This is a genomic window from Caulobacter sp. B11 (assembly GCF_002737765.1).
GTDB lineage: Bacteria > Pseudomonadota > Alphaproteobacteria > Caulobacterales > Caulobacteraceae > Caulobacter.
This window is the reverse complement of record NZ_PEGG01000366.1, coordinates 1-2,163: the sequence shown is the minus strand read 5'-3', so window position 1 is coordinate 2,163 and position 2,163 is coordinate 1. Positions and strand designations below refer to the sequence as shown.

The 2,163-nt window shown below is 67.3% G+C and carries 2 protein-coding genes; both read left to right on the top strand.

Translation table 11 applies throughout. The features are described 5' to 3' along the window. Positions 1-111 precede the first annotated feature (111 nt). On the top strand, positions 112-1,221 hold the full coding sequence (locus CSW58_RS12865) for an S-(hydroxymethyl)glutathione dehydrogenase/class III alcohol dehydrogenase (protein ID WP_099447553.1): 1,110 nt from the start codon (positions 112-114) through the stop codon (positions 1,219-1,221). A 123-nt stretch (positions 1,222-1,344) separates the two neighbouring features. Then, on the top strand, positions 1,345-2,163 hold an 819-nt coding region (fghA, locus tag CSW58_RS12860; RefSeq protein WP_099447552.1), incomplete at its 3' end, for an S-formylglutathione hydrolase.

Genomic DNA, 2,163 nt, shown 5'->3' with positions numbered 1-2,163 from the left:
GGCCGCTACCGCCTGCCGGCCGTCGAAGCCGTCTAATTGCCGGCCGGGCCTCGACCCGGGCGTGGGCTTTGGTAAAGGTGCGCCGCACGAAACCTTGAGGAGACTCGCCCGATGAAGACCCGCGCCGCCGTAGCCTTTGAGGCCAAGAAGCCGCTGGAGATCGTCGAGGTCGACCTGGAAGGTCCCAAGGCGGGCGAGGTGCTGATCGAGATCAAGGCCACCGGCGTCTGCCACACCGACGCCTACACGCTGGACGGCCTGGACTCTGAGGGCCTGTTCCCCTCGATCCTCGGCCATGAGGGCGCGGGCGTGGTGGTCGAGGTCGGGGCCGGCGTCACCAGCCTGGCGGTCGGCGATCACGTGATCCCGCTCTACACGCCCGAATGTCGCCAGTGCAAAAGCTGCCTGAGCGGCAAGACCAACCTCTGCACGGCCATTCGCGCCACCCAGGGCAAGGGCCTGATGCCCGATGGCACCAGCCGCTTCTCCTACAAGGGCCAGACCATCCACCACTATATGGGCTGCTCGACCTTCTCGAACTACACGGTCCTGCCCGAGATCGCGGTGGCCCGGATCCGCAAGGACGCGCCGTTCAAGAGCGCCTGCTACTGCGGCTGCGGCGTCACCACCGGCGTGGGCGCGGCGATCAACACCGCCAAGGTCAAGCCCGGCGACAATGTCATCGTCTTTGGCCTGGGCGGCATCGGCCTGAACGTGCTGCAGGGCGCCCGGCTGGCCGGCGCCAACATGATCGTCGGGGTCGACATCAATCCCGACCGCGAGGACTGGGGCCGCAAGTTCGGCATGACCCACTTCGTCAATCCGAAAACCATCGACGGCGACATCGTCGCCCATCTGGTGGCCCTGACCGACGGCGGCGCCGATTTCACCTTTGACGCCACGGGCAACACCACGGTGATGCGCCAGGCGCTGGAAGCCTGCCATCGCGGCTGGGGCGAAAGCATCATCATCGGCGTGGCCGAGGCAGGGAAAGAGATCTCGACCCGTCCGTTCCAGCTGGTCACCGGCCGGGTCTGGCGGGGCACGGCCTTCGGCGGCGCGCGCGGCCGCACCGACACGCCCAAGATCGTCGACTGGTACATGGACGGCAAGATCCAGATCGACCCGATGATCACCCACGTCCTGCCGCTGGAGCGCATCAACGAGGCGTTCGACCTCATGCACAGCGGCGAGAGCATCCGGACGGTGGTGACGTTCTGACGTTGAATCCTTTCCCCCTTGCGGGGAAAGGTGGCCGCGAAGCGGTCGGATTGGGGGCTCCGGCTCGGCGCTGGCTCCCCCACCCCCAACCCCTCCCCGCAAGGGGGAGGGGAGGAGTTTGAGATGATCGAAACCCTCGCCACCCACCGCCTCCATGGCGGAACCCTGCGCTACTGCAAGCACGCCAGCGCCAGCACCGGCACGCCGATGAAGTTCACCGTGTGGACGCCGGACGGGGAGGGGCCGTTTCCCTATCTGGTCTGGCTCTCGGGTCTGACCTGCACGGAAGACAATTTCACCGTCAAATCCGGCGTCTATGAACACGCCGCCCGGCATGGCATCGCCATCGTCGCGCCCGACACCTCGCCGCGCGGAGACGGCGTGGCCGACGATCCGGCCTATGACCTGGGGCAGGGGGCGGGCTTCTATGTCGACGCCACGCAGGCGCCCTGGGCGCCGCACTTCTCGATGTATTCCTATGTCACGAAAGACCTGCTGCAGGCCGTCGACGGGGCCTTTCCGCTGGACCCGGCCCGGCGCGGGATCTTCGGCCACTCGATGGGCGGCCACGGGGCCCTGACCATCGCCCTGCGCCATCCCGACCTGTTCAAGTCGGTCAGCGCCTTCTCGCCGATCGTCTCGCCGCTGAACTGCCCGTGGGGCGAAAAGGCCATGACCGCCTATCTGGGCGACGACCGCAGCCTCTGGCGGGCCCACGACACCTGCGCCCTGATCGAGGACGGGGCGGGGGAGAGCTTCGACGACATCCTGATCGACCAGGGCCTGGCCGACAATTTCCTGGAAGGTCAGCTGAAGCCTCAGCTGATCGAAGCCGCCGCCGCCAAGGCCGGCCGCAAGGTCACCGTGCGGCGGCGGGCGGGGTATGATCACAGCTACTTCTTCATCTCGACGTTTATCGGCGAGCACGTTGGGTGGCACGCG